This is a genomic window from Actinoplanes sp. CA-131856, assembly GCF_050956135.1.
In the GTDB taxonomy this organism is placed as follows: domain Bacteria; phylum Actinomycetota; class Actinomycetes; order Mycobacteriales; family Micromonosporaceae; genus Actinoplanes.
The window spans coordinates 946,541-971,208 of the sequence record NZ_CP191849.1 but is presented as its reverse complement, the minus strand read 5'-3'; the positions used below and the strand labels follow the sequence as shown (position 1 = coordinate 971,208).

The window sequence follows — 24,668 nt, the reverse complement described above, 5'->3', positions numbered from 1 at the left end:
TTCGCTGGGTAAGTATGACGGTCATGCAGGCGGAGGCGGAGTTCGAAGAGATCCAGGAGCAGGTGAGCGAGCCCTACGACGGCTCCATCGCCGAGCTCGACGGCTACCGGGTGGCCGACGACGATGACGACGACCCGGTGCTGCTCAACGCCGACGGCAGCCCGGTCGACACCTGGCGCGAGGACTACCCGTACGACGAACGGATGTCCCGCCAGGACTACGACCACCAGAAGCGGCTGCTCCAGATCGAGCTGCTCAAGCTCCAGAACTGGTGCAAGTCGAGCGGCGAGCGTCTCGTGATCCTCTTCGAGGGGCGGGACGCCGCCGGCAAGGGCGGCACGATCAAGCGGTTCATGGAGCACCTGAACCCGCGCGGCGCCTCGGTGGTCGCTCTCGAGAAGCCGAACGAGCGCGAGAGCAACCAGTGGTACTACCAGCGCTACATCAAGCACCTGCCGTCCGCCGGCGAGATCGTGCTGTTCGACCGGTCCTGGTACAACCGGGCCGGCGTGGAGCGGGTCATGGGCTTCTGCACCCGGGCCGAATATCTCGAGTTCATGCGGCAGACCCCGGAGCTGGAGCGGATGTTCGTCCGCTCCGGCATCCACCTGGTCAAGTTCTGGTTCTCGGTCACCCAGCGGGAGCAGCGCACGCGGTTCGCGATCCGCCAGGTCGATCCGGTACGCCAGTGGAAGCTCTCCCCGAACGATCTGGCCTCCCTGGACAAGTGGGGCGACTACACGGAGGCGAAGGAGGCGATGTTCTTCTACACCGACACCGCCGACGCGCCGTGGACCGTGGTGAAGAGCAACGACAAGAAGCGGGCCCGGCTCGAGGCCATGCGGCACGTGCTCAACCGCTTCGACTACGAGAACAAGGACGCCGAGGTCGTCGGCACCCCCGATCCGCTGATCGTGGGCCCCGCCTCGCTCGCGGTGGAAGGCACCGAAATGTCCCCGCGGGTATTCCCTCGTCTGTAGTGATTCAAAAAGCATTGGCGGAGGCCCCCTCCGGTGGTTAACGTGGCCGTACACGTGAAGGGAGGTGGTCCGAAGTTGTATAGCAACGGGACTCGTGAGGTGGCTGTCCGCTAGCCGCTGTCCTCGACAGCTTCGTTTGTAGTACGTCGAGACCGTGTGGCAGCGGTGCGGCGAATATCAGACAGCCACCCGACCCCTGGGGATCCGGCCTTGTCCGACCGGACCACGTACTTGTGCGTGGAAGTCCCCAGGGGTCGCTTCATTTCTGGGGGCGATGGTGCGCGAGTTGGTGGTGCTGGGTTCGGCCAGCCAGGTGCCGACGAGGCACCGGAACCACAACGGCTACCTGCTGCGCTGGGACGACGAGGTGATCCTCTTCGACCCGGGCGAGGGCACCCAGCGCCAGATGCTGTTCGCCGGCCTCCCGGTGACCCCGATCAAACGCATCTGCATCACCCACTTCCACGGCGACCACAGCCTCGGCCTGCCCGGCATCCTCCAGCGGATCTCGCTCGACAAGGTGCGCCATCCGGTCACCGTCCACTATCCCGGCGCCGGCCAGGAGTTCTACGACCGTCTGCGGCACGCCACCAGCTACTGGGACAACGCCGAGATCGTCGCTTCGCCGATCGAGGGCGCCGGCTTCTCGGTGGAGACCTCGGCCGGGCGACTCACGGCGCTGCCGCTATGGCATTCACTTCCGACGTACGGCTACCGGCTCGACGAACCGTCGGCACGGCGCATGATTCCCGAGCGGCTGGCCGAGCACGGCATCGCCGGCCCCGCGGTCGGCGCGCTGCAACGCGACGGCCGGATCGGCGACGTGACGCTCGACCAGGTCAGCGCCGAGCGGCCGGGCCAGAGTTTCGCCTTCATCATGGACACCGGCCTCACGGACACGGTCTACGCGCTCGCCGAGGGCGTCGACCTGCTGGTCATCGAGTCGACGTTCCTCACCGAGGACGCGGAGATGGCGGCCATGGTGGGCCACCTGACGGCGGCTCAGGCGGCGTCGGTGGCGCGCGAGTCAGGCGTACGGAAACTGGTGTTGACCCATTTCTCGCAGCGCTACGCCGATCCGCGGCGTTTCCTCGACGAGGCCGCGGCCGAGTTCTCCGGTGACATCGTGATCGCGGAGGACCTCATGCGCGTCCCCGTGCCCGCGCGGCGCCCCGCTACCGTCGAGCGATGAGCCTGACCCTCCGTACGGCCGAAGAATTCGATCTTCATGCGGTCGGAGCCGTGCATCAGCGATCGCGGGTCGCGGCCTACGCCCACATCCTGCCCGGCGAGGTGCTGTCGGCGAGGTCCGAGGAGGGCTTCGGCGAGTGGTGGGCCGAGCGCTGGAAGTGGGAGCGCGACACGCACGAGATGACGGTGGCCACGCTCGACGACGAGATCGTCGGTTTCACGTACGTGGGCCCGAGCGAGACACCTTCCGCGGTGGAGCTGTACGCGATCCACGTGGCCCCCGGCCTGGTCGGCACGGGTGTCGGCCGCGCCCTCATGGTCAACGCCGTCGGCCAGTTGCGAGCCTTGGGCGCCGCCCGGGCGGTGTTGTGGGTGCTGGAGGAGAACGCCGTGGCGCGCCGCTTCTACGAGCGCGGCGGCTGGACCGCCGACGGTGCCGACCGCGTCGAGCCGATCAACGGCGTCCCGGTCCGGCAGCTGCGGTATTCGCTGCCCCTGTGATCATTGACCCTCCGCCCAGCTTTGGTTAGCCTACCCTAACTAGGTGCCTTGAGCCGGCCCTGGAGAACTTCGGCGCGCCCGGTCTTGCCGGGTCGGACGCGCCGAGGATCACGACGCGTAGGGGTCGGTGATGACGCGCAGGTCGGTGAGGATCTGGCGGAGCTGGGTTGCCTGGTCCGCGCCCAGATGGGCGATCCACTCGGCCTCCACCTCGGCGACCGCCGCGGCGGCCAGCGGGATGGCCTGGGCTCCCCTCGGGGCGATCCGGACGAGGCGGGCCCGGGCGTCGGTCGGGTCGGGGACGCGCTCCACATAGCCCGCTCTGGCCAGCTGGTCGACCAGGAAACCCGCGGACTGCTTGGTGATCTGGGCCTGCTCGGCCAAGTCGGTGAGGCGGCTGCCGCCGGGGGCTATGCGCTGGAAGACGCGGGCCTGGGCGGGGGTGAAGTCGTCGAAGCCGGCCTCGGCCAGGGCGGCGAACACCCGGCCCTCCATCGACCGGTACGGGATGAACAGCAGCAGTCCGAGATTCAGCGGTTCGGGGAGCACCGGCGCCTTCCTTTAGTCAGCGTCTCTGACTAAATTGGTCAGAGAGACTGACCATAGCAACGGAGGTGCCGTCATGGACGAGGAGACCAGCTGGACGGTCATCGCCGAGCAGCGCCTGACGCTCGCCGATCTGCTCGACGGGCTGAGCGGTGCGGAGTGGGAAAGGCCGTCGTTGTGCGCCGGCTGGCGGATACGCGATGTGGCCGCCCACGTGGCCATGGCCCCGCAGCCGCCCGGGATGGCCGTCATGCTCGGTGCGGCGGTTCGGGCTCACGGCCGCTTCGACCGGCTGAACCACGATCTGGCCGTGCGGCACGCGGCCCGGGCGCCCGGCGAGATTGTCGCGGAGCTACGGCGGCACGCCTCGTCGCGTCGCCTGCCGACGGTGACGAACTACCGCAACATCGTTCCGGACGTTCTGGTGCACGGGCAGGACGTCGCCGTTCCGCTGGGGCGTGACCTGCCGATGCCGGTCGCCGCGGCGCGGGCGGCGGCGGACCGGGTGTGGGCCATGGGCTGGCCGTTCTGGGCGCGGCGCCGGCTGCGCGGGGTGCGGCTGACCGCGACCGACGTCGACTGGTCAGCGGGTGTCGGCCAGGACGTCTCCGGACCGATCTCGGCCCTGCTGCTCCTGCTCACCGGGCGCATTGCGGCCGCCAGGCCACACCTGCGGGGTGGCGATGCGGATCTTTGGTTGGGCGGAAGCGCGTGACCGATGTGGAACGGGGGAACCTGTGGTCACGCGCTCCCGCCAACCGCCCCGCCCGAACCGGGGGTCGCGCCTGGCCGGAGGCGCTGGACCGGCGGAGGCGTGCCGGTCCTGGCCAGTTCAAGGGCGGGTCCTGATGCGGGAGATCGCGGCGCTGGCGGGGCGCAGCGAACTCACCGCCGGGGGTGACGTCGCCGGGCTGCTAATCCGGGGGAGGTCAAGCGGACGGCGACGTCGAAAGCCTTTTCAGTTGAAGTAGCCGGTGTTGCGCGGCCGATGACTCATGGCCGGCAAGGCCCGGATGCTGTTCAGGTCGTGGCGGACGGTCCACGCTTCCCGCCAGGGCCGCCGGGAGGCCGCCTCGGCCCGCTCGGCGAGCCGCCGCGGGGCGCACGGCCAGCGCCATCCACACCCGACACAGTTGCCGTCGTGGCCCGCACCGGTGTGCTGCCCGAGCATGTCCTGGGCGTCGCGCCACAGCAGGCGGTCCACAATGTCGGCCGGAACCGGCCGGTCGGCGATGACCATTCCTCACCCCCGCTCGTCATACGTCCGTCACGACTCATACAACCGCCCGGCGCCATCCCCCGGTCGGACTTTCTGTGCGACTGCCGCGACTATGCGTGACGGACAAGTGTTCGCCATGGGCGGACGCCTGTCGGGCATCGATGCTCGTCCGGGCAATGTTGAGACCGTCATGGATACCGAACACACGGGTGTCGAATCAGGGGCACTCGATGCCTACAGCCGTGTGGTGACCGGCGTCGCCACCAAGCTCCTCCCCTCCGTGGCCGCCCTGTCGGTCCGCACCGCCCGCGGCGCCGGCGCCGGCTCGGCGGTCACCTTCACCGACGACGGTTTTCTCCTGACAAATGCTCACGTGGTGGCCGGCGCCAACGGCGGCACCGCCACCTTCGCCGACGGCACCGAGACCAAGTTCGACGTGGTCGGCGCCGATCCGCTCTCCGACCTGGCCGTGGTCCGGGTGCACCACCCGGGCGCGCCCGCGGCGCCGCTCGGCAACGCCGACGACCTCAAGATCGGCCAGCTGGTGGTGGCCGTGGGCAACCCGATGGGCCTGGCCGGCTCGGTGACCGCGGGCGTGGTCTCCGGTCTCGGGCGTTCCCTGCCGGCCCGCGACGGGCACCGCGTGCGGATCATCGACAGCGTCATCCAGACCGACGCCGCCCTCAACCCGGGCAACTCGGGCGGGGCGCTGGCCGACTCGACGGGGACGGTCGTCGGCATCAACACCGCGGTCGCGGGTTACGGCCTCGGCCTGGCCGTGCCGATCAACGCCACCACCCGGTCGATCGTCGGCGAGCTGGTGGCCTCGGGCCGCGTGCGGCGGGCCTGGCTGGGCGTGGCGGGCGTGCCCGCACCGCTGCCGCCCCAGCTGGCGGCACGGATCGACCAGAAACTCGGCCTGCGCGTCGTGGAGGTCGTTCCGGGCAGCCCGGCCGGCAAGGCCGGCATCTACCTGGGCGACGTCCTGCTCACAGCCGGCGGCAAGCCGATACAGACTGTGCAGGAGCTCCAGCGGTTGATGCTGGGCCCGGCCATCGGCCAGGAGCTGCCCTTGACCCTGCTACGCAAGAACGCCCTGGTCGACGTGGTGACGGTCCCGGCCGAACTAGATTGACGAGTCGGGGAGCCCCCGACCCTACTGCGAGGCATGCATCGAGGCTTGCGGAGGCGGAACAACCTTGTCGATTCTCCGCTCAAGGCTACGAGCATCGTCGAAGAACTCGACGCCACTCACCGTCTTCAGTTCCTCGACGATCTCGACAGGCCAGTCGTCACGACCCCCGTCGAGCGCTGCGATCTTGTTCTCCTTCGGAATTTCGGAAAGATCGAAGATGTAATAACAATGTTCAGCAGCTTGATCTTGATCGCGAGAACTGACAGCCTGAACATAGGCGGCGCTATTTTGATCGTATATGCGAAGGGTGACCTGCCTCTGCCGGCCCGACTTGAGAGAGACGGAAGCCTCGCGCTGCACTTGACGATGACCCGCCCAAGACCGAACCCTCTCCGCGACCTGGTCGGTAAATCTCTTGGGCGATTGCCGAACGGCCAACCAGCGAATCTGATCCACACGAAGTGAAGCCTGTCCCACATCGAGGATCATTTGACCCAACTGTTCGGCTGGGCCGAACGTCGCAAGTTCCCCGGCCTCAGACCTCAAACCATTCAGTTTCGCTGACTTGATTATCTCTTCAAATGCCTCGGAGGGGCGCTGAGCCGAAAGGTTAGCGCCCGCCATGCTGACAAGCGAGGCGGCTACCGCGCGGTCACTGACCCGGAATCCGGTCCCCATGGGCTCGACAAGAACTCGGACCGAGTCCCCGTCGCCATAGGTGAACGGCAAGTCGACCAGAAGCCCGTCGCCGTACGGCCGGACGAGGGTATGGTCGTTGACTGCTCGCAAGATTGCTCCGACAGTGGCCGACGTGTCCATGGTCCACCTCCTCACGGCTCGGACCAGGCGAAGTCCTGGCCAAGTTCGACGAAGCACTCGCTCGCGAACGCTTCAAATATCGCACGATATGTGCCCGGCGCGACCCGCGGCTGTAGCGGCACGTGCGGTATGTCGTCGGGTTGATAGGCCGTCTCGTCCCCTCGCCCGGGTTCCGCGAGATGCTTGTGCGTACCGTCGATCGGCCGGTGGGGAACGTTGACGCACAAACGCCGCGCGGAGAAACCATTGCGCCCCGCTCCAACGAGGTACTGCAACCTCGGCTCGCTAGGAGTCAGGGCATTGGTCACCATGCGAAGCCGGCACGGGGCCAGAGCTGGTAGCGCCGTTCGAACCTGGACGACGGCTTCTTTGATGGGAGCGCCCTGCAGCGCCTCCCACACCACCCCACCGACTGTGACCGCCTGGGCAACAGGAGACAACAACGCGCCCAGGTTGGCTGGGGTGAGAAGAGGTGAGATCTGCCGGCTCATCGCGACATCCCATGACAGATCGAAGCCGGTCTGCATGCCGACGATGGGCGCATAGCCCGTGAGGTTAAAAGATCACATCACCACGCACCGGACAGGGAGTGCGACCGCGGCCAGGACCGTCAGCAGGACGGCAGTGATCGCCGCCGGTGGTCACCAGCAAGGCTGGTGACCACCGGGTGGGCGACTACGGTCAGGACAGGTGGGCCAGCAGGTCCTGGCGAGTCAGGACGCCGGCCGGCTTGCCGTCGATCAGGACCATGGCGGCGTCCGCCTTTTCCAGCAGCGACACGGCCTCGCTGACGGGCTGGCCGCCGCCGATCATCGGTAGCGGGTCTCCCATGTGGCGCTCGATCGTGTCGTGCAGGTGGGCCTGGCCGGTGAACAGGGCGTCCAGCAGGGCCTTCTCGGCGATCGAGCCGGCCACCTCGCCGGTCACCACCGGGGGCTCGGCCTTGAGCACCGGGAGCTGCGAGACGCCGTACTCCCGCATGTAGTCGATGGCGTCGCGGACCGTCTCCGTGGGATGGACGTGGATCAGGGGCGGCATGTGGCCGCCCTTGCCCTCGAGGGCGTCGGCCACGGTGGGCTGGCCCTCCACGGTGCGCAGGAAGCCGTACCGGGCCATCCAGTCGTCGTTGAAGATCTTCGACAGATAGCCGCGGCCGCCGTCCGGCAGCAGGACCACGATGACGTCGTCGGGGCCGGCCTTGCGGGCCACCTCGAGCGCGGCCACCACGGCCATGCCGCACGAGCCGCCGACCAGCAGGCCCTCCTCGCGGGCCAGGCGGCGGGTCATCTCGAACGAGTCCGAGTCGGAGACCTCGATGATGTCGTCGGCCAGCGAACGGTCGTACGTGGTCGGCCAGAAGTCCTCGCCGACGCCCTCGACCAGGTAGGGGCGGCCGGTGCCGCCGGAGTAGACCGAGCCCTCGGGATCGGCACCGATGACGCGCACCGGGCCCTGCTCCTTGAGGTATTTGCCGACGCCGGTGATCGTGCCGCCGGTGCCGACGCCCGCCACGAAGTGGGTGATCCGGCCGTCGGTCTGCTTCCAGAGCTCGGGCCCGGTCTGCTCGTAGTGTGAGCGCGGGTTGGCCTGGTTGCTGTACTGATCGGGCTTCCAGGCGCCCGGGATCTCGCGGGCGAGCCGGTCGGAGACGTTGTAGTAGGAACGCGGGTCCTCGGGTGCCACCGCCGTGGGGCAGACGACCACATCGGCGCCGTACGCCTTCAGGACGTTCCGCTTGTCCTCGCTGACCTTGTCGGGGCAGACGAAGACGCACTTGTAGCCGCGCTGCTGCGCGACGAGGGCGAGTCCGACACCGGTGTTGCCGCTGGTCGGCTCGACGATGGTGCCGCCCGGCTTCAGGAGGCCGGCCTCCTCGGCGTCGAGCACCATCCGCAGGGCGATCCGGTCTTTGACCGAACCGCCCGGGTTGAAGTATTCGACCTTGGCCAGCACCGTGGCGGCGATGCCGTCGGTGACCCGGTTCAGCTTGACCAGGGGGGTGTCCCCGATGATGTCGACGACGTTGTCGTAGTAGCGCACGCCCTAGACTACGACGATCCGGTCCTGCTGCCTCTCCCACTCCAGGAAGCGCTCGGTCTCGGCGAGCACCGCCCCGGCCAGCCAGGCGATCATGACAGCGTCGTCGGCCAGACCGAGGACCAGGAGGAAGGCCTCCGGGACGATGTCGATGGGCGAGACGACGTACACCGTGGCCGCCGTCATCAGGGCCAGGCGCATGCCGCCGTCGTACTTGCCGCTGGCCGTGGCCTTGAGCATGCGCGGGATGGCCGCCACCCGCTTGCCGACGGACGGGCCGCCCCGGGCCCCGGACACGAGTGCCTTGGTCAGGGCGCTGAAGGCCGCCGCACGTTTCAGTGTTTTCGCCATGATGTTCCCCTCTCCGCTACTCCAGCATGACTTGGGCGCGCCATGATTACCTCTCGCGGTCGCGCGTTAGCCTCGTAATTCCCTACTGACGTTGTTTTGACCCGACAGCGAGGGAGCTAGTGAGCACCATCCAGATCACCGCTGACGACTGGCGCAGGATCAAGCTGGCCGGGCGGGTCCTCGGCGGCGTGACGGGCGCGCTGGCCGGTCTGACCGCGGTGTCGGCCGGTCTGCTGCTCCGGCAGGCCGCGGACGCGCGACGCATCATCCCGATGGCCGAGGCGCCCCCGCCGCGGGGCGACGGCGTCTACGGCGCGAAATTCGGCGGCAAGCCGTTGACCATGGTCGTCCTGGGCGACTCGTCAGCCGCCGGCTACGGAGTGCACCGTCCCCGCGAGACACCCGGCGCGCTGCTGGCCACCGGCGTGTCGCGGCGGCTGCGCCGTCCCGTGCGGCTGCACCGGCTGGCCGTGGTCGGCTCGATGTCGTCCGGCCTGCCGTACCAGGTGGACGCCGCCCTGGAGCACGAGCCCGAGGTCGCCGTGATCCTCATCGGCGCCAACGACGTCACGCATTACTCGGACCGGGCCGGAGCCGTACGCCATCTGGGCGAGGCCGTGCGGAGGCTGCGCGCCACCGGCTGCAAGGTCGTGGTCGGCACGTGCCCCGACATCGGCGCCATCCAGCCGATCAAGCCGCCGCTGCGCTGGCTGGCCCGCAAGTGGAGCCGCGATCTGGCCGCCGCGCAGACCGTGGCCGTGGTCGAGGCCGGCGGCCGCACGGTGTCGCTGGGCAACCTGCTGGGCCCGATGTTCGTGGCCGACCCGGTGCGGATGTTCAGCTCCGACCGTTTCCACCCGTCCGCCGAGGGGTACGCCCGTGCGGCGGCGGTCGTGATGCCGACATTGATGGCTTCGCTCACCGAGGACTCTCCCCGGCCGGCCGCCTCCGGTGTCGACGGCTTGGAAGAGGCCGCGCACGAGGCGGTGCGGGCGGCCGGCACCGAGGTGAGCGCGCAGGGCCGCTGGGCCGTCCTGCGGCGCCATCCGTGGTTCGGCGAGACGCGGCACTGGTTCGGTCACCGCCGTACCTCGGCGCCGAGCGCCGTAGGGTGGACCCCAGAGGATCAATAGCAGGGAGGCGAACATGGCGGGGCTCAACGCACGGATCGGCAGGGCGGCGGCCACCGGTCTGCTCGCCGGCGCCGTGGGCGGTGCCGCCCTGCTGGTCGGCGAGGTTCTCGCGGCCAAGGCGCGGCGATACGCGAAGCCGACCATGGGCCTGGCCCTGCGCACGTCGATGGGCCGCGTGTCGGCCCCGCCGCTGCGCCTGGTGCTGCTGGGTGACTCGGCGGCGATCGGTGTGGGCGTGGAGTGGCTCTCCGAGACGGTCGGCGGCCAGCTGGCCCGGCTGCTGGCCGAGGGCACGGCCGAGACCGGCGAGCGCCACGTGCTGCTCTCCAGCGTCGGCGTGGCCGGTTCCCGCTCCTCCGACCTGGGCACCCAGGTGGCCCGCGCCCTGCTCGGCGACCGTCCCGACGTGGCCGTGGTGCTGATCGGCGCGCACGACGCGACGAGCCTGCGCAGCCCCGAGGAGTCGGCGGCCCAGCTCGGCACGGCCGTGCGCCGCCTGCGCGACGCCGGCGTCCGGGTCGTCGTGGGCACCTGCCCCGACCTGGGAGCGCTGCGGGCCATCGCTCCCCCGCTGCGGCAGGTGGCCGCCGTGATGGGCCGCCGCATGGCGAAAGCGCAGGCCAAGGCGGTCACGGCGGCCGGCGGCGCGGTGGTCGACCTGGCCGAGGAGACGGGCGCGGTGTTCCGGGCCGACGCCGGCACGCTCTGCTACGACGGCTTCCACCCGTCGGCCGACGGCTACCGGGTGTGGGCGCACGCGCTGTACCCCGCGGTGGTCAAGGCCGCGGTGGCGTCCGTGTGACGAATTTGCACTTCCGATGAAAGTTACCGGCGAGTTAAATTGACTCCATGCCGGAAGCTGTCATCGTCGCCACCGCCCGATCCCCCATCGGCCGCGCCGCCAAGGGATCGCTGAGGGACCTCCGTCCCGACGACCTTGCCACCACCATCATCGACGCGGCCCTGGCCAAGGTGCCGCAGCTCGACCGGACGCTGATCGAGGATCTCTACCTCGGTTGCGGGCTCCCCGGTGGCGAGCAGGGCTTCAACATGGCCCGCGTGGTCGCCACCCAGCTGGGCCTCGACGGCCTGCCCGGCGCCACCATCACCCGTTACTGCTCGTCGTCGCTGCAGACCACCCGCATGGCGTTCCACGCCATCAAGGCCGGCGAGGGCGACATCTTCCTCTCGGCCGGCGTCGAGACCGTCTCCCGATACGCACGGGGCAACTCCGACGGCCTCCCGCCCGAGCTGCGCGCGCAGGTCGGCGGCGGCTGGGAGAACCCGAAGTTCGCCGACGCCCGGTCCCGCACCAAGAAGTTCGCCGAGGGCGGCCAGACCTGGCACGACCCCCGCGAGGACGATCTGCTTCCGGACGTCTACATCGCCATGGGCCAGACCGCCGAGAACCTCGCCCAGATCAAGGGCATCAGCCGCGAGGAGATGGACGAGTTCGGCGTACGCAGCCAGAACCTCGCCGAGAAGGCGACCGCGGACGGCTTCTGGCAGCGGGAGATCACCCCGGTGACGCTGCCCGACGGCACTGTCGTGTCGGCCGACGACGGCCCCCGCCCGGGCGTCACGATCGAGGGCGTCTCGCAGCTCAAGCCGGTGTTTCGCCCCGACGGCCGGGTGACGGCCGGCAACTGCTGCCCGCTGAACGACGGCGCGGCCGCGGTGGTCGTCATGAGCGACACCAAGGCTCGCGAGCTGGGCATCACCCCGCTGGCCCGGATCGTCTCGACCGGCGTCACCGCGCTCAGCCCCGAGATCATGGGCCTGGGCCCGGTCGAGGCGTCGAAGCAGGCCCTGAAGCGGGCCGGCATGACCATCGACGACATCGACCTGGTCGAGATCAACGAGGCCTTCGCGGCCCAGGTGATCCCCTCGTACCAGGACCTGGGCATCCCGATCGACAAGCTGAACGTCAACGGCGGCGCCATCGCGGTCGGCCACCCGTTCGGCATGACCGGCGCCCGCCTCACCGCCACCCTGCTCAACTCCCTCGACTGGCACGACAAGTCGATCGGCCTCGAGACGATGTGCGTCGGCGGCGGCCAGGGCATGGCCATGATCCTGGAGCGCCTCAGCTAGATCCCCCACGGATTCCCGCCGGGTCCGGCCTGCCACGAGCGGCCGGGCTCGGCGGCTTTGTCCCTAGCCGAAAAGGACCTGGGACGACCGGGAGGGCACGGCGTCGAGCGCGGCCATCGTCGGCCCGTCGAGCACGATCGCGCCGGCAGCGAGGTTCGCCTCCAGGTGGGCGGCGCTCACGGTGCCCGGGATGAGCAGCACATTCGGGGCGTGGTGAAGAAGCCAGGCGAGACCGGCCTGCGACACCGTCACGCCGAGCGCCTCGGCGGTCGTGTGCACGGCCGGCTCGTCGGTCACCTTGGGCATGCCGGGGAAGGCGCCGCCGAGCGGGTAGAAAGGCACCCAGGCGATGCCCTCGGCGGTGCACAGGCTCAGCACCTCCTCGTCGTCGCGGGCGACCAGGCTGTACGCGTTCTGCACGCCCACAATGCCGGCCGGCAGCGCCCGCCGGAGCACGTCGAGGGTGACCGCGCTCAGGCCGATCGCCCCGATCTTGCCGGCGTCGCGAAGCCCGGTCAGGACGGCGAGCTGGTCGTCGAGGTCGACTACCTGGTCGCCCGAGGCCCGCATGCCCGGCCCGCCGTCGGTGCGCCGCAGATAGACCACGTCGATCCGCTCGGCGCCGAGGCCGCGCAGGTTGTCCTCGACGCTGGCGCGCAGCTCCTCCGGCCGCTGGGCGAGCCGCAGCGGGATCTTGGCACCGGGTACGGGCGTCGCACCGACCTTGGTGGCGATCAGGACGTCGTCGCCGGGGCGCACGGCCCGCCCGATGACGTCGTTGGCGAAGCCGTCGCCGTAGAAATCAGCGGTGTCGACGTGATCGACGCCGAGGTCGAAGGCACGCCGCAGGAGGGCCACGGCTGCCTCCTGATCGCCGCGCAGGCGCCCGAGCTGCGCCGCGCCGTAGCCGATGCGGGCGACCTCGCGGCCCGCGAACCGTCCGCCGCCACCGGGGATGCCGTCACTCATGAATACCTCCGCAGACTGTTGTAATATCAACAGTATGGGCGGCAGTGTTGAAATGTCAACAGTTGGACTCTGGCTGCTCTGGAAGCAGGTCAGCGAGCTGATCCGGGCGTCGGTGATCGCCGACGTGATCGAGGGCAGCGAGCTCTCCGAGGCCGAGATGACGGTGCTGGTCCACCTGAACGGGGCCGGCGGGACCGTACGGCAGAACGCGCTCGCGGCGTCGACGGGCTGGGACCGGACGCGGCTCTCGCACCTGCTCACCCGGATGGAGCAGCGCGGCTATCTGTCGCGGGCGCGGCTGCGCAACGGCGTCGACCTGACACTGGAGAAAAGCGGTGCCGAGGTCATGGCGCGGACCGAGCCGCTGCTGGCGGCGGCGGTGGAGCGGCATCTGACCGGGCGGCTCACCGCCGCGCAACGGGAGGCACTCCGGGACGTACTGGAAAGCTTGAAGGATTAAAGATTTTTCCGTACGTCGTCGACGGCGGCCGCGGCTTCGCCGAAGGCGCCGGGCGGAATGTCGTCGGCCATGACGCGCACCTGGTCGGGCAGGACGAGGTCGGACTCGCGCGGAACGACGCGGCGCGGGCGGCCCTCGGCGTCGGCGGCCAGGTCGGCCAGGCGCTGGACCAGGGCGTACACCCGGTCGCCGCGGCCCTCGGCCCGCCAGCGTGGCGCCTCCCAGTGACGCACCTGGTTGAGGAGCCGGTCGACGGAGGTCGCGAAGTCAGTCACCGGAAGAACATAAGACAGCGCCCGGACCGAGGGGAGTCGGGCCGGGCGCTGTCTAGTCAAACACAGCCTGGTCAAGCAACGAGTCAGTCGTCGCCTTGCAGGAAACTCAGGAGACGCAGGATCTCCAGGTAGAGCCAGACGAGGCTGACCAGGATGCCGAAGGCGGCGACCCAGGAGTAGCGCTGCGGAAGACCCATCCGCACGCCCTCCTCGACCTCGTTGAAGCTCAGGATGAAGCTGAGCGCGGCCACCACGATGCAGACGATGCTGAAGATGTAGCCGAGCGGGCCGTTGTCACGCAGGCCGGTGTTGAAGCCGAACAGCGACAGCACCAGGTTGATCAGGATGACGGCGAACAGGCCACCCATGACCGCGATGAGGCCGCGGGTGAATTTCGGCGTGGCCCGGATGACCCGGGCCTTGTAGAGCACCGCCATCAGGAAGAAGACGCCGAACGTGGCCGTCACCGCCTGGAGGATGATGCCGTCGTAGCCGAAGAACTCCTGGTACGTCTTCGAGACCATGCCGACGAAGACGCCCTCGACGACCGCGTAGGTCACCACGAGCGCCGGGTTGGCCATGCGCGAGAACGAGATGACGAAGCCCAGGATCAGACCGACGATGGCGGCGCCGATCCAGGCGGCTCCGGTCGCCGAGTCGGGCACCACGTTCCACGCCACGACGGCGGCGATGCCCGTGATGCCGAGCAGCGTCACCGTCTTGACGACGACGTCGTCGACGGTCATGGGGCGCACGGCGGGCGGAGCGGCGGGGTAATCCGGCGTCGTCGGGTACGGCTGACCGTAACCCGGGGCGCCGGCGGGGCCGTAGGCCCCGTACCCGGCCGTACGCTCGCGCTCGGCCGCCTGGCCGAGGCGTGAGAGCACCGGGTTTGAAGTCTTCACTGTGTCCAGCCTCCCTTGAGGTTGAGGCACGAGGTAATGGCACCTTGACGTGCTCTTCCAGGGTACGGGCAAGAGTCACTTCCTGGCGCCGCGCGAGGCTGTGAACCAGCTGAACGTGAAACTGTGAAGTCACTGAAAGCGGTCGATCGCGGACAGGGCGAGTTCGGTGAAACCGTTGGTCAGGAGCACGACGGCGATGGCGGTCAGCAGGATGCCGGCGATCCGATCGAGGATGCCGGCCGCGGCGTCCGAGATCCGCCGCTCGACGTGGCCCGCGGCATAGAGGGTCAAACCCGTCACGAGGGCGTACGCCAGGGCGGCCACCGACAGGAGCAGCCGGCCGGTCGCGCTGCCGACATCGGCCGAGGCCGCGACCCCGAAGGCGAACGTCGTGCCACCGACCGTCAGAGGAAATGTGATCGGCGTGAATAGGACTGACTTAAAGGATTTATCGGTTTTGGGAGCGGCCGGAGTGGAAGCGAGCACGGCGGGCGCGGGCGCGGCGGATGCTGGGGCGGCGGGCGCTGGGGCGGTAGGGGCGGCGGGGGCGGGGGCGGTGGAGGACAAGGCGGACTTGCCGGTCATGAGGGGGACCGCGGCCAGGATCAAGGCGATGCCGCCGGTCGCGGTCAGGGCCGCTGTGCTGATGCCGAGCAGCTCCAGCAGCGGCTCGCCCACCCAGATCGCCAGCAGGACGAAGACGACCACGTTGACGACCAGGCCCAGGGAGAGCCGCAGCTGCTCGGCATGGGTATACGGCCGGACGATCGGCAGGTACGACGACAGCGCCGCCACCGGGCTGTACAGCGCGAACAACGCCAGGAACAGAACCAGCGCGTCGTACTTGAACGACATCAGAAATCGACGGCGTCGCGGATCAGCGGACAGGTCATGCAGTGCCCACCACCCCGGCCGCGGCCCAGCTCGGCCCCGACGATCGTGATGACCTCGACGCCGGCCTGGCGGAGCAGGGTGTTCGTCTGCGTGTTGCGGTCGTACGTGAAGACCACCCCGGGCTCGACCGCTACCGCGTTGTTGCCGCTGTCCCACTGCTGGCGCTCCGAGGCGTACACGTCGCCCCCGGTCTCGATGACCCTCAGCTCCTTGAAGCCCAGCGACTCGGCCACCACGTCCACGAAGCGGCGGCCCTCCTCGTCGATCACGTCCACGCCCCACGAGCCCGGCACCAGCGTGAACGGGTGGATGCCGTCGACGATGGTCGGATAGAGGGTGACCACGTCGCGGTCGGCGAACGTGAACACCGTGTCCAGGTGCATCGCGGCGCGCAGCTTCGGCATGCCGGCCACGATCACCTTCGAGGCCGCGCCGTTGGCGAACAGCGACTGCGCCACCTGGGTGATGGCCTGCCGCGAAGTGCGCTCGCTCATGCCGACCAGTACGACGCCGTTGCCGACCGGCATCACGTCGCCGCCTTCGAAGGTGGCCAGGCCCCAGTCCTTCTCCGGATCGCCCCACCACACCTTCGAGCCCACGTAGTCCGGGTGGAACTGGTAGATCGCCTTCATCAGCAGGGTCTCGTCGTGCCGGGCCGGCCAGTAGAGCGGGTTCAGCGTCAGCCCGCCGTAGAGCCAGCACGTGGTGTCGCGGGTGTAGAGGGTGTTGGGCAGCGGTGGCATCAGATATTCGCGGACGCCGGTCGCCTCGCGGGCCAGCGAGACGTAGGCCGACTTGCGGAAATCGGCCGGCAGGTCCGATGTGGCCAGCCCGCCGATCAGGAACTCGGCCAGCTCGCGGGGCGGGAGCTCCTCGAGGAAGGCGCGGGTGTCGTCGAGCAGGCCGAGGCCGACCTCGTTCGCGATGATCTTGCGGTCGAGGAGCCAGGAGCGGGCCTCGGGGATGGCCATCGTCGCGGCCAGCAGCTCGTGCAGCTCGACCACCTCGACGCCGCGGTTGCGCAGCTTGTTGACGAAGTCGGCGTGGTCGCGCTGCGCGTTCTCCACCCACATGACGTCGTCGAACAGCAGGTCGTCGGCGTTTCCGGGGGTGAGCCGGCGATGGGCCAGCCCGGGCGCGCAGACCAGCACCTTGCGCAGCCGGCCGACCTCTGAGTACACGCCGTGTTCCATGACAACTCCCTGGTGACCTAGATGGAGATCCAGCCCGCCGCGAGCGCGACGATGCCGATGACGGCGCCGAGGACCGAGACGGCGAGGATGACGAGCTCCCGGCCGGAGAACAGCTGCCGGCCCTGCTCCCGGCGCGCCTTGACGAAGAGCAGGGTGGCCGGGGCGTAGATGATCAGCGAGACCAGCACGAACTTCGGTCCCGCCGCGAAGAGCAGGAAGAGGGTGTACGCCACGGCGAGCACCCCGATGGTGAGCTCGCGCCCGCGCCCCTGTGGCTGCTCCACATAGGTCTCCCGGGTCAGAGCCAGTTTCAGGGCGTACGCCGCGGCGAGCAGGAACGGGATCAAGGTGAGCGCGCTGGTCAGGTCGAGGGCGAAGTTGAACGCGTCCTCGGAGAAGTAGGTGACGATCAGGACGGCCTGGATCAGGATCGAGGTCAACAGCAGGGCGTTGAACGGCACGTCGCCGCGCTTGGTGCGCCGCAGGAACCGCGGCATGTCGTCGTCGGCGGCCGCCACGAACAGCACCTCGGCCGCCATCAGGGTCCAGGCCAGATAGGCGCCGAGGACCGAGACGATCAGGCCGACGCTGACGAAGACCTTGCCCCAGGTGCCGACGGCCGCCTCGAGCACGCCGCCCATCGACGGCTGCCGCAGCTCGGCGATCTCGGAGCTGGGCAGGATGCCGTACGACACGATGGTGACCGACGCGAAGATGGCGAACACGCCGAGGAAGCCGAGGATGGTGGCCCGGCCGACGTCCTGCCGGCGCTTCGCGTGCCGAGAGTAGACGCTGGCCCCCTCGACGCCCAGGAAGACGAAGACGGTCACCAGCATCGTGCCCTTGACCTGCTCGAACAGGGAACCGTAGTCGGCCGGTCCGCTGAGGTTGTCGGCGAACACCTGGGGGTCGAGCAGGAAGAGCGCGATGAGGACGAAGACGATGATCGGCACGACCTTGGCCACCGTGACGATCCGGTTGAGCGCGGCCGCGTCCTTGACCCCGCGCTGGATCAGATAGAAGAACAGCCAGATGCCGGCGGTGGAGACGACGACCGCGAGCAGGGTGTCGCCGTCACCCATGGCCGGCCAGATCGTCCCGATCGTCGACATGATCAGGACCCAGTAGGTCACGTTGCCCACGCAGGCGCTGGCCCAATAGCCGAAGGCCGAGAAGAACCCCAGATATTCGCCGAAGCCGGCCTTCGCGTACGCGTAGACGCCGGCGTCGAGCTCGGGCTTGCGCAGCGCGAGGGTCTGGAAGACGAAGGCGAGCATGAGCATGCCCGTGCCGGCGATGGCCCACGCGATCATCGCGCCGTAGACCCCGGTCTCCTGGGCGAAGCGCCGGGGCAGCGAGAAGACGCCGGCCCCGACCATGCTGCCGATGACCATCATGGTCATCGTGACCAGGGTGAGCTTCTGGGCCGTGGACGCGGTGGTCGTGGTGTCGGTTCCGGTCACGTCGTCGCCTTCCTAGGGTTCGGTCACCGGTACCTGGGCGCTCTGGGTGGCGCCGGCCCGGCTGAAGCGGACGTCCACCGTGTCGCCGGGCTTGTGGGACCGGATGGCGACGAGCATCTGGTCGGTGCCGTTGACCGCGGCGCCGCCGATCTGGGTGATCACGTCGCCGGGGCGCAGGCCGCCGCGGGCCGCGCCGAAGCCGGGCACGACCTGCTCGACCAGGGCGCCGCGGGGCAGGCCGGTGGCCCGGGCGATCTCGTCGGTCACGCTGACCGACATGACGCCGATGACCGGGTGCGTGGCGCGCTTGTCGGTGATGAGCTGTTCGGCCACCGAGACGGCGAAGTCGATCGGGATGGCGAAGTTGAGCCCGATGCTGCCGCCACCGCCCTCGGGCGGCTGGGCGCCGGCCGAGTTGACACCGACCTGCCGGCCCGCGCAGTCGGTGAGCGGGCCGCCGCTGTTGCCCTGGTTGATCGCGGCGTCGGTCTGCACGGCGTTGACCAGTGCGGCCGGCTCGGCGCCCTGGCCCACGTCGATCCAGCGGTTGAGGGCGCTGACCACGCCGGCCGTGATGGTGCTGTTGAGGCCGAGCGGGGAGCCGGCCGCGACCACCGGCTGACCGACGACCAAGGCTGAGGAGTCGCCGATCGCGATCGGGGTGAGGGTGGCCGCGGCCGGGTCCACCCGCAGCACCGCGAGGTCGGTGGCCGGGTCGCGGCCGACCACGGTGGCCGGCACCTCGGAGGCGCCGCGGGCGAAGTCGACGGTGATGGTGGCCGGGGCGGTGGCGGGGGTGGCACCGGCGGCGAACGCCGGGGCGATCACATGGTCGTTGGTGAGGATGTTGCCGTCGCGGTCGAGCACCGAGCCCGAGCCGAGGCCGCCGGTGGCCCCGCGCCGCACGTTGATGGTGACCAGCGACGGGAAGACGGTCGCCGCCACCTGGGTCACGTCGCAGGCGGTCCCGCTGGTGGCGGCGGCCGCGGCCGGACGGCCGTCGCCGTCCGAACCGGACGCGGCCGCGCCGAGCAGGCCGCCGGTGATCCCCGACAGCAGCGCCAAGGCCACTGCCCCGGCGACCAGACGTCCCGGCGTGAGTCGCATGCCGCCAACGTAGGTATCCGTCGATCCGGCGAGCGTCACCCGGAACGGATGAACCGGCGGATCACCCCGAGTGGGATGATCCGCCGGTGAGCCGTGGACCGGGTCAGGAGATCTTGCGCTTGTAGGCGCGCATGGCGAAGGCGTAGGCGACCACCGTGATGCCGACGCACCAGGCCAGGGCGATCCAGATGTCGTTGCCGACCGGCTGCTGGTCGAGCAGGGCGCGGATCGAGTTGACGATCGAGGTGACCGGCTGGTGTTCGGCGAAGGCCTTGACCGGGGCCGGCATGGTGTCGGTCGGCACGAAGGCCGAGGAGATGAAGGGAAGGAAGACGATCGGGTAGGAGAAGGCCGAGGCGCCGTCGGGTGACGAGGCGGACAGGCCGGCCAGCACGGCGATCCAGGTCAGGGCCAGGGTGAAGAGGAGCAGGATGCCGACCACGGCGAGCCAGGGCAGCACGCCGGCCGACGAGCGGAAGCCGATCCCCAGTCCAATGAGGACAATGAGGGCACAGGAAAGGGCGTTGGAGACCATCGACGTCAGTACGTGACCCCACAGCACCGAGGATCGCGCGATGGGCATCGAGTTGAACCGCTCGAAGATGCCGCCCTGGAGGTCGTTGAAGAGCCGGAAGCCGGTGTACGAGATGCCGCTGGCGATGGCGATCAACAGCACGCCGGGCATCAGGTAGTTGGTGTAGTTGTCGGTGTTGGCCTGGATCGCACCACCGAAGACGTAGCGGAACAGCAGCAGGAACGCGATCGGCATGATCGTGACGGTGATGATCGTGTCGAGGCTGCGGGTGATGTGCCGCATCGAGCGGCCCAGCATCACATTGGTGTCGCTGAGGACGTGCGTGCTCATCGCTGACCCTTCTCTCCGACGATGGCCAGGAAGATCTCTTCCAGGCTGGGTTGCCGCTCCACGTACTCGACCTTGGCCGGCGGGAGCATCGTGCGAAGCTCGGCCAGGGTGCCGTCGACGATGATGCGGCCCTCGTGCAGGATCGCGATCCGGCCGGCCAGTTTCTCCGCCTCGTCCAGATATTGCGTGGTCAGCAGCACCGTGGTGCCGCCGCCGGCCAGGTTCTCGATCACCTTCCACACCTCGATGCGGGCCTGCGGGTCGAGGCCGGTGGTCGGCTCGTCGAGGAAGATGATCGGCGGGTCGCCGATCAGGCTCATCGCGATGTCGAGCCGGCGGCGCATGCCGCCGGAGTAGGTGCCGACCCGGCGCCCGGCCGCCTCGGTCAGCCCGAAGCGGTCCAGCAGGTCGTCGGCGATCTTGCCGGGGTTGTCGACCCGCCGCAGCCGGGCGATCATGACGATGTTCTCGCGGCCGGTGAGGATCTCGTCGACCGCCGCGAACTGGCCGGTCAGGCTGATCGACTCGCGCACCCGCTGTGGTTCGGCGGCGACGTCGAAGCCGTTGACGACGGCCGTGCCGTCGTCGGCCTTCAGCAGCGTGGCCAGGATCCGCACGGTCGTCGTCTTGCCGGCGCCGTTGGAGCCGAGCAGCGCGTAGATGCTGCCGCGGGCCACCTCGAGGTCGACGCCCTTGAGCACCTCGACGTCCTTGTACGACTTGCGCAACCCGTGCACTCGGATCGCGGGGTTCTGTCCATCCATGGTCGGAATACCCTTCAGGCGCGGTGGATGAGGATGTCGCCGAAACCGGTGCGGCCGCGGACCTCGACGGTCTCGGTGGCCTCGCCGGGGCTGGTGCTCTGTTCCATCTGGTTGTGGACCTTGCCGAAGCCGGTGCTGATCTCGAGCCAGGCCGCGGTGCCCTCGGCGATGCCGATGTCCAGGGCGCCGGCGGCGGTGCCGAGCGTGATCGAGCCGCGGACGACCTCGCCGAGGCGGACCTTGCCGTTTGCCGTCTTCACATCGGCGCCGGCGAGCGCCCGATCGATGTCGATGTCGCCGTTGGCGTTCTTCACCCGCACGTCGCCGGTGACCACGTCGATCGCGGTGTCGCCGTTGGCGTTCCGGATGACGGCGCCGCCCTCGACCTCGCCCAGCTGGATCTTGCCGGAGCCGGTGGAGACCTCGGCGTCACCGTCGATCCGGTCGACGCTCACGTTGCCGAGCCCGGTGTGCAGGCGCAGGGCCCCGGTCCGCTCGAGCCGCATCTCGCCGGTGCTCTTGATCCGGGTGTCGCCGAGCCGGCCGGTGACGCGGAAGCCGCCCATCACGAGGTGGGCGTCGAGCCGCGAGCCGCTGGGGAGCTCGATGTCGACGTTCACCGCCTTGGACTTCTTGGAGAAGTCGAAGGTGCGCTTCGGGCCGGTCACCCGCAGCTCGCCGTTCGCGTAGTCGACCTTGATCTGCTGGGCGGCCTGCACGTCGGAGTCGTCGTTCGGGTCGTTCGGGCGGACCTCGACGACGGTGTCGGCACGGTCGCTCGCGACGATCCGCACGTCGCCGACGTAGTAGTCGAGAACGACGTTGATCGATTCGGGAGTGTCGAAAGAAGGCATGGTTGTCCCCACGTGATGAGTCGGTGAGCCGTCTCCGCAGGTCAGAGACGTTTCGTTCGGATGGCTAGCGGACCCAGCCGGTGAAACGCTGCGCCGCCCGCTTGCCGCTGTCGCGGGGCTCGGGGCGCGGGACGCGGTCGGGTTGCTGCAGGGCGGAGGTGGCGGCCCGGACGAGCCAGGCGTTCACCGAGCGGCCCTCGCGGCCGGCGGCCTCCTCGATCGCGGCCTTGAGCTGCTCGGGCATGCGGACGTTGATGCGGGCGGCCGGGCCGTCCTCGGCGAACTGCAGGTCGCTCTCGGTGGCGTTGGTGGTGACGCTTTCGGCGGAGGCGGCCGGCTCGGCGGCGGGCGCCGCCTTCACCACGAACTCGGGGTCGCGGCCGCGCAGGCGCAGCTCGACCGAGCCGGGAGCCAGGTCGCCGGTGATCTCGTCGGCGGCGCCGGACAGCGCCTCCAGCAAAGTCATGCGGATCGCCGACTCGAGGGAGCCGGTCAGGCGCTCGACCAGCGCACGCGACTCCTCGCCACCGGCCTCGGCCAGCGTGGCGAACTCGCGTCCGAGGTTGTTCACATACGAGGTCAAGTCCATGGCACCATCGTGGCACACGCATGGCACCACCAGCAAGGCCTATGGCACCACGAATGTGCCAATCTGGCACACGGCGGTGGCGCGTGTGGCACCAGGCAGTGGCCGTACGCCTGAAAAAGCGCGACGCCACAGGCCAGAACCTGTGGCGTCGTGTGGGTGAAGTTGTGCCCGGGGCGGGTCTCGAACCCGCACGCCTGCGCGAGGCAGCCGCTTTTAAGGCGGCCGTGTCTGCCATTCCACCACCCGGGCGGCACTGGAGACACCGTATAGGTTGCCGGCCGGGTGGCGGAAACGGAGATTACCTCAGCGGGTCCCCGCGCTCACCGTCTCGCGCTCCTCCGGCTTGCGGACCGGCGGCGTCACCTCGAGGAACTCCTCGCGCGGGTGGTGCAGCTGACCCAGGGCGATGGTCTCGCGGCGGAGCACGAAGGCCAGCGTCCAGTCGGCCACGACCCGGACCTTGCGGTTGAACGAGGGGATCCGGCTCATGTGGTACGAGCGGTGCATGAACCACGCGGGAAGGCCGCGCACCTTGATGCCGTAGACGTGCGCCACGCCCTTGTAGAGGCCGAGGCCGGCCACCGAGCCGACGTACTTGTGGCGGTACTCCTTGGGCAGACCGCCCAGGACCACGGCCTTGATGTTGTCGGCGAGCACCTTGGCCTGGCGGACCGCGTGCTGGGCGCTCGGCGAGCACCAGCCACCGGGGTTGGTCAGGTCGGGCACCTGCGCGCAGTCGCCGGCCGACCAGGCGCCGTCGAGGACGTTGCCCTCGTCGTCGGCCACCTGGAGCGTGGGCAGGCAGTTGACGTGGCCCTTGGGACCGCGCGGCAGGTCGGTGACGTCGAGCATCGGCGACGGCTTCACGCCCGCGGTCCAGACCACGGTCTCGGCGCGGAACTTGTCGCCGTCGGACAGCTCGATGTTGCCGTCCACGCAGGACTTGAGGAACGTCTCGAGGCGGATCGAGATGTCGCGCTTGGCCAGCTGACGGGCGGCGTACGCGCCCATCTTGGCGCCGACCTCGGGCAGGATCCGGTTGCTGGCCTCGACCAGGACGAACTTGACCTCTTTCTGGTCGAGCTCGGGGTAGTACTTGAGGGCGTCGCGGACGACGTCCTCCATCTCGGCCATGGCCTCGACGCCGGCGAACCCGCCGCCGACGAAGACGAAGCTCAGGGCCGCCTTGCGGATCTCGGGGTCGGGCGTCACGGCCGCGACGTCGAGCTGGTCCATGACGTGGTTGCGCAGGTAGATGGCTTCGCCGATGGTCTTGAAGCCGATACCGCGCTCGGAGAGACCGGGGATCGGGAGCGTCCGCGAGACCGAGCCGGGCGCCACGATGATGTGGTCGTACTCCATCTCGGTGGCGGGGCCCTCGATGGGCTGGACGGTGACCGTCTTGCGCGCGTGCTCGACCTTGGTGACCTCGCCGACGATGACGCGGCACTTCTTGAGCTCGCGGCGGAGCGGCACAACACTGTGCCGCGGCTCGATGTTGCCGGCCGCTGCCTCGGGCAGGAACGGCTGATACGTCATGTGGGGCTGGGGGTCGATGACGACGATCTCAGCCTTGCGGCGGCTGAGCTTCTTCGACAGACGCAGGGCGGCATAGAGCCCGACGTGACCTGCCCCTACGACGACAATGCGCTGCGGATTCACGCCTTTTATTGTCGCTCTTCGCGGCCCGTGACGCCTCTCGGTGTGATCTATCCCAAGTCCCTCTGTCAAGTGCTATGAGGCACATATTTCGAGGACATTTACACTCTGCGAACAAGACGTGCTATGAGGAGCGTGGCGCACGCTGCGCCGGCCAATCCGACAAGGGTGGCCACCAGAAACGCACTTCCCGCCAAATCAGCGGTGAGTCCCAGAATGGCTACTGTCAGTACCGCAGAGATAAGCACCACAGCGAGCGCGCGGGCCAGCCAGACACCGACGACATCGGCATTCACGACCGCGTCGTACGGCAATACGGCCGCCAATGCGGTCAGCGAATGTCCAAGATAGAGGGCCGTGGCGATGGTCAGCACCCGCCACAGCGAGACCGCCGCGTCCTCCATCACGGTGTCGACCAGCCAGCCGGCCACGACCACCAGCGCGGCGAAGGTGGCGCCCCGGCCGCGCGGCGCGACCGCCGGATAGAGCGCGACCAGCCCCAGCGGCAGGAAGAACTGCGAGCCGAGCAGCGCCGACGGCCAGGCGACCGACATGGCGACCAGGCCACACAGCGCGATGCCGCAGCGCACCAGGAACGGCAGGACGGTGGCCCGGGTCAGCACGGTCTTGGCGCCGGCCAGCTTGCGGGCGAACAGGCTGAACAC

General features: G+C 69.3%; 28 protein-coding genes and 1 tRNA gene. 9 read left to right on the top strand and 20 right to left on the bottom strand.

What is annotated here, in order from left to right:
- Positions 1–23 precede the first annotated feature (23 nt).
- The 3 genes from ppk2 to ACQP2X_RS04705 all read left to right on the top strand — a co-directional run bounded on the left by ppk2 (position 24) and on the right by ACQP2X_RS04705 (position 2,672).
- Positions 24–980, top strand: coding sequence for a polyphosphate kinase 2 (gene ppk2 / locus ACQP2X_RS04715; protein ID WP_498694589.1), 957 nt, complete (start codon positions 24–26; stop codon positions 978–980).
- Positions 981–1,257: 277 nt separating this feature from the next.
- Positions 1,258–2,172, top strand: a complete 915-nt coding sequence (locus tag ACQP2X_RS04710) for a ribonuclease Z (RefSeq protein WP_498700813.1) — start codon at positions 1,258–1,260, stop codon at positions 2,170–2,172.
- Positions 2,169–2,672, top strand: coding sequence for a GNAT family N-acetyltransferase (locus ACQP2X_RS04705; protein WP_498694587.1), 504 nt, complete (start codon positions 2,169–2,171; stop codon positions 2,670–2,672). The genes ACQP2X_RS04710 and ACQP2X_RS04705 overlap by 4 nt, the downstream gene beginning before the upstream one ends.
- 108 nt (positions 2,673–2,780) lie before the next feature.
- On the opposite strand, the gene ACQP2X_RS04700 is transcribed toward ACQP2X_RS04705, so the two are convergent.
- Entirely contained in the window at positions 2,781–3,221 is a 441-nt protein-coding gene (locus ACQP2X_RS04700) for a MarR family winged helix-turn-helix transcriptional regulator (protein WP_498694586.1), read from the bottom strand.
- 73 nt (positions 3,222–3,294) lie between these two features.
- Here ACQP2X_RS04700 and ACQP2X_RS04695 point away from each other — a divergent pair, with 73 nt between their 5' ends.
- On the top strand, positions 3,295–3,933 hold the full coding sequence (locus ACQP2X_RS04695; RefSeq protein ID WP_498694585.1) for a maleylpyruvate isomerase family mycothiol-dependent enzyme: 639 nt from the start codon (positions 3,295–3,297) through the stop codon (positions 3,931–3,933).
- A 243-nt stretch (positions 3,934–4,176) separates the two neighbouring features.
- Here ACQP2X_RS04695 and ACQP2X_RS04690 read toward each other — a convergent pair whose 3' ends face one another.
- Positions 4,177–4,458, bottom strand: a complete 282-nt coding sequence (locus ACQP2X_RS04690; protein ID WP_498694584.1) for a hypothetical protein — start codon at positions 4,456–4,458, stop codon at positions 4,177–4,179.
- A gap of 169 nt (positions 4,459–4,627) precedes the next feature.
- On the opposite strand from ACQP2X_RS04690, the gene ACQP2X_RS04685 reads away from it, so the two are divergent.
- Positions 4,628–5,572 (top strand): S1C family serine protease, encoded by a 945-nt coding sequence (locus tag ACQP2X_RS04685; protein WP_498694582.1) that lies wholly within the window; start codon positions 4,628–4,630, stop codon positions 5,570–5,572.
- 21 nt (positions 5,573–5,593) lie between these two features.
- Here ACQP2X_RS04685 and ACQP2X_RS04680 read toward each other — a convergent pair whose 3' ends face one another.
- From ACQP2X_RS04680 to ACQP2X_RS04665, 4 genes are all read right to left on the bottom strand, one after another.
- Positions 5,594–6,391 carry a DUF1828 domain-containing protein gene (locus ACQP2X_RS04680; RefSeq protein ID WP_498694581.1) on the bottom strand — a complete coding sequence of 266 codons (798 nt, stop codon included), beginning with the start codon at positions 6,389–6,391 and terminating at the stop codon, positions 5,594–5,596.
- Between the two features lie 11 nt (positions 6,392–6,402).
- A complete protein-coding gene (locus ACQP2X_RS04675; RefSeq protein ID WP_498694579.1) occupies positions 6,403–6,918 on the bottom strand; it encodes a hypothetical protein in 516 nt (171 codons plus the stop codon).
- A gap of 154 nt (positions 6,919–7,072) precedes the next feature.
- Complete coding sequence (locus ACQP2X_RS04670) at positions 7,073–8,431, bottom strand: cystathionine beta-synthase (RefSeq protein WP_498694577.1); 1,359 nt, start codon at positions 8,429–8,431, stop codon at positions 7,073–7,075.
- Positions 8,432–8,434: 3 nt separating this feature from the next.
- Positions 8,435–8,779, bottom strand: coding sequence for a YkvA family protein (locus ACQP2X_RS04665; protein ID WP_498694576.1), 345 nt, complete (start codon positions 8,777–8,779; stop codon positions 8,435–8,437).
- 119 nt (positions 8,780–8,898) lie between these two features.
- Here ACQP2X_RS04665 and ACQP2X_RS04660 point away from each other — a divergent pair, with 119 nt between their 5' ends.
- From ACQP2X_RS04660 to ACQP2X_RS04650, 3 genes are read left to right on the top strand one after another with little or no spacing between them, the layout of a single operon-like run.
- Positions 8,899–9,912, top strand: a complete 1,014-nt coding sequence (locus ACQP2X_RS04660) for an SGNH/GDSL hydrolase family protein (RefSeq protein ID WP_498694574.1) — start codon at positions 8,899–8,901, stop codon at positions 9,910–9,912.
- Positions 9,913–9,925: 13 nt separating this feature from the next.
- The gene (locus tag ACQP2X_RS04655) at positions 9,926–10,714 is read left to right on the top strand and encodes an SGNH/GDSL hydrolase family protein (protein ID WP_498694573.1); all 789 of its coding nucleotides are present in this window, start codon (positions 9,926–9,928) and stop codon (positions 10,712–10,714) included.
- Positions 10,715–10,761: 47 nt separating this feature from the next.
- Complete coding sequence (locus ACQP2X_RS04650; protein WP_498694571.1) at positions 10,762–12,006, top strand: acetyl-CoA C-acetyltransferase; 1,245 nt, start codon at positions 10,762–10,764, stop codon at positions 12,004–12,006.
- Positions 12,007–12,069: 63 nt separating this feature from the next.
- On the opposite strand, the gene ACQP2X_RS04645 is transcribed toward ACQP2X_RS04650, so the two are convergent.
- The gene (locus ACQP2X_RS04645) at positions 12,070–12,975 is read right to left on the bottom strand and encodes an aldo/keto reductase (protein WP_498694570.1); all 906 of its coding nucleotides are present in this window, start codon (positions 12,973–12,975) and stop codon (positions 12,070–12,072) included.
- A gap of 52 nt (positions 12,976–13,027) precedes the next feature.
- Between ACQP2X_RS04645 and ACQP2X_RS04640 the strand changes: the two genes are divergently transcribed.
- Positions 13,028–13,435: a MarR family winged helix-turn-helix transcriptional regulator gene (locus tag ACQP2X_RS04640; RefSeq protein ID WP_498657185.1), complete on the top strand. Its 408-nt coding sequence runs from the start codon at positions 13,028–13,030 to the stop codon at positions 13,433–13,435.
- Here the strand turns inward: ACQP2X_RS04640 and ACQP2X_RS04635 are convergent.
- The 13 genes from ACQP2X_RS04635 to ACQP2X_RS04575 all read right to left on the bottom strand — a co-directional run bounded on the left by ACQP2X_RS04635 (position 13,432) and on the right by ACQP2X_RS04575 (position 24,668).
- Positions 13,432–13,710, bottom strand: a complete 279-nt coding sequence (locus tag ACQP2X_RS04635; RefSeq protein ID WP_498694569.1) for a hypothetical protein — start codon at positions 13,708–13,710, stop codon at positions 13,432–13,434. The genes ACQP2X_RS04640 and ACQP2X_RS04635 overlap by 4 nt on opposite strands.
- Before the next feature lie 83 nt (positions 13,711–13,793).
- A complete protein-coding gene (locus tag ACQP2X_RS04630) occupies positions 13,794–14,615 on the bottom strand; it encodes a Bax inhibitor-1/YccA family protein (protein ID WP_498694568.1) in 822 nt (273 codons plus the stop codon).
- 129 nt (positions 14,616–14,744) lie between these two features.
- Positions 14,745–15,470, bottom strand: a complete 726-nt coding sequence (locus ACQP2X_RS04625) for a MarC family protein (protein ID WP_498694566.1) — start codon at positions 15,468–15,470, stop codon at positions 14,745–14,747.
- Complete coding sequence (locus tag ACQP2X_RS04620) at positions 15,470–16,702, bottom strand: arginine deiminase (RefSeq protein ID WP_498694564.1); 1,233 nt, start codon at positions 16,700–16,702, stop codon at positions 15,470–15,472. The genes ACQP2X_RS04625 and ACQP2X_RS04620 overlap by 1 nt, the downstream gene beginning before the upstream one ends.
- A 17-nt stretch (positions 16,703–16,719) precedes the next feature.
- Positions 16,720–18,165 (bottom strand): basic amino acid/polyamine antiporter, encoded by a 1,446-nt coding sequence (locus ACQP2X_RS04615; protein ID WP_498694562.1) that lies wholly within the window; start codon positions 18,163–18,165, stop codon positions 16,720–16,722.
- 12 nt (positions 18,166–18,177) lie between these two features.
- Entirely contained in the window at positions 18,178–19,272 is a 1,095-nt protein-coding gene (locus ACQP2X_RS04610) for a S1C family serine protease (protein WP_498694561.1), read from the bottom strand.
- A gap of 103 nt (positions 19,273–19,375) precedes the next feature.
- Entirely contained in the window at positions 19,376–20,137 is a 762-nt protein-coding gene (locus ACQP2X_RS04605) for an ABC transporter permease (RefSeq protein WP_498694560.1), read from the bottom strand.
- Entirely contained in the window at positions 20,134–20,901 is a 768-nt protein-coding gene (locus ACQP2X_RS04600; RefSeq protein WP_498694558.1) for an ABC transporter ATP-binding protein, read from the bottom strand. Before ACQP2X_RS04600 ends, ACQP2X_RS04605 begins: the two co-directional genes overlap by 4 nt.
- 14 nt (positions 20,902–20,915) lie before the next feature.
- A complete protein-coding gene (locus tag ACQP2X_RS04595) occupies positions 20,916–21,755 on the bottom strand; it encodes a DUF4097 family beta strand repeat-containing protein (protein WP_498694557.1) in 840 nt (279 codons plus the stop codon).
- Positions 21,756–21,819: 64 nt separating this feature from the next.
- Positions 21,820–22,344, bottom strand: a complete 525-nt coding sequence (locus ACQP2X_RS04590; protein WP_498694556.1) for an Arc family DNA-binding protein — start codon at positions 22,342–22,344, stop codon at positions 21,820–21,822.
- A gap of 165 nt (positions 22,345–22,509) precedes the next feature.
- Positions 22,510–22,593, bottom strand: a tRNA-Leu gene (locus tag ACQP2X_RS04585).
- Positions 22,594–22,647: 54 nt separating this feature from the next.
- Positions 22,648–24,006, bottom strand: a complete 1,359-nt coding sequence (locus ACQP2X_RS04580) for an NAD(P)/FAD-dependent oxidoreductase (protein WP_498694554.1) — start codon at positions 24,004–24,006, stop codon at positions 22,648–22,650.
- Positions 24,007–24,104: 98 nt separating this feature from the next.
- On the bottom strand, positions 24,105–24,668 hold the full coding sequence (locus ACQP2X_RS04575; RefSeq protein WP_498694552.1) for a hypothetical protein: 564 nt from the start codon (positions 24,666–24,668) through the stop codon (positions 24,105–24,107).

What these genes read in the sequence shown, in the direction of transcription:
- ppk2 (WP_498694589.1), top strand. Translation starts at nt 24, where the DNA reads ATGCAGGCGGAGGCGGAGTTCGAAGAGATCCAGGAGCAGGTGAGCGAG.
- ACQP2X_RS04705 (WP_498694587.1), top strand. Translation starts at nt 2,169, where the DNA reads ATGAGCCTGACCCTCCGTACGGCCGAAGAATTCGATCTTCATGCGGTC.
- ACQP2X_RS04695 (WP_498694585.1), top strand. Translation starts at nt 3,295, where the DNA reads ATGGACGAGGAGACCAGCTGGACGGTCATCGCCGAGCAGCGCCTGACG.
- ACQP2X_RS04690 (WP_498694584.1), bottom strand. Translation starts at nt 4,458, where the DNA reads ATGGTCATCGCCGACCGGCCGGTTCCGGCCGACATTGTGGACCGCCTG.
- ACQP2X_RS04685 (WP_498694582.1), top strand. Translation starts at nt 4,628, where the DNA reads ATGGATACCGAACACACGGGTGTCGAATCAGGGGCACTCGATGCCTAC.
- ACQP2X_RS04680 (WP_498694581.1), bottom strand. Translation starts at nt 6,391, where the DNA reads ATGGACACGTCGGCCACTGTCGGAGCAATCTTGCGAGCAGTCAACGAC.
- ACQP2X_RS04675 (WP_498694579.1), bottom strand. Translation starts at nt 6,918, where the DNA reads ATGCAGACCGGCTTCGATCTGTCATGGGATGTCGCGATGAGCCGGCAG.
- ACQP2X_RS04665 (WP_498694576.1), bottom strand. Translation starts at nt 8,779, where the DNA reads ATGGCGAAAACACTGAAACGTGCGGCGGCCTTCAGCGCCCTGACCAAG.
- ACQP2X_RS04655 (WP_498694573.1), top strand. Translation starts at nt 9,926, where the DNA reads ATGGCGGGGCTCAACGCACGGATCGGCAGGGCGGCGGCCACCGGTCTG.
- ACQP2X_RS04650 (WP_498694571.1), top strand. Translation starts at nt 10,762, where the DNA reads ATGCCGGAAGCTGTCATCGTCGCCACCGCCCGATCCCCCATCGGCCGC.
- ACQP2X_RS04645 (WP_498694570.1), bottom strand. Translation starts at nt 12,975, where the DNA reads ATGAGTGACGGCATCCCCGGTGGCGGCGGACGGTTCGCGGGCCGCGAG.
- ACQP2X_RS04640 (WP_498657185.1), top strand. Translation starts at nt 13,028, where the DNA reads ATGTCAACAGTTGGACTCTGGCTGCTCTGGAAGCAGGTCAGCGAGCTG.
- ACQP2X_RS04625 (WP_498694566.1), bottom strand. Translation starts at nt 15,470, where the DNA reads ATGTCGTTCAAGTACGACGCGCTGGTTCTGTTCCTGGCGTTGTTCGCG.
- ACQP2X_RS04620 (WP_498694564.1), bottom strand. Translation starts at nt 16,702, where the DNA reads ATGGAACACGGCGTGTACTCAGAGGTCGGCCGGCTGCGCAAGGTGCTG.
- ACQP2X_RS04610 (WP_498694561.1), bottom strand. Translation starts at nt 19,272, where the DNA reads ATGCGACTCACGCCGGGACGTCTGGTCGCCGGGGCAGTGGCCTTGGCG.
- ACQP2X_RS04605 (WP_498694560.1), bottom strand. Translation starts at nt 20,137, where the DNA reads ATGAGCACGCACGTCCTCAGCGACACCAATGTGATGCTGGGCCGCTCG.
- ACQP2X_RS04600 (WP_498694558.1), bottom strand. Translation starts at nt 20,901, where the DNA reads ATGGATGGACAGAACCCCGCGATCCGAGTGCACGGGTTGCGCAAGTCG.
- ACQP2X_RS04595 (WP_498694557.1), bottom strand. Translation starts at nt 21,755, where the DNA reads ATGCCTTCTTTCGACACTCCCGAATCGATCAACGTCGTTCTCGACTAC.
- ACQP2X_RS04590 (WP_498694556.1), bottom strand. Translation starts at nt 22,344, where the DNA reads ATGGACTTGACCTCGTATGTGAACAACCTCGGACGCGAGTTCGCCACG.